The organism is Burkholderia sp. SIMBA_051 (assembly GCF_046534915.1).
In the GTDB taxonomy this organism is placed as follows: Bacteria; Pseudomonadota; Gammaproteobacteria; order Burkholderiales; family Burkholderiaceae; genus Burkholderia; species Burkholderia ambifaria.
The window spans coordinates 1-266 of record NZ_JAWRXS010000368.1 but is presented as its reverse complement, the minus strand read 5'-3'; the positions used below and the strand labels follow the sequence as shown (position 1 = coordinate 266).

The 266-nt window shown below is 65.4% G+C and carries 1 protein-coding gene; it reads left to right on the top strand.

Annotated elements, in window-relative coordinates; all coding sequences use genetic code 11:
* A partial coding sequence (locus tag SB771_RS34895) for a glycine--tRNA ligase subunit beta (protein ID WP_410722027.1) occupies positions 1 to 266 on the top strand: 266 nt, incomplete at both ends.

Here is a 266-nt window from a genome sequence, read left to right as displayed (position 1 = left end):
CGACACCACGCGCGGCCATCGCTTCCTCTCGGAAGGCCCGATCGCCATCACCCAGGCCGATGACTACGCGCACACGCTCCAGCACAAAGGCCGCGTGATCGCGAGCTACAGCGAGCGCCGCGAATCGATCCGCGCGCAGCTGGTCGAAACCGCCGGCGACGACAAGGTGGTGATGCCCGACTCGCTGCTCGACGATGTGAATTCGCTCGTCGAATGGCCGGTCGTGTACGCGTGCCAGTTCGAGGAAGAATTCCTGCAGGTGCCGC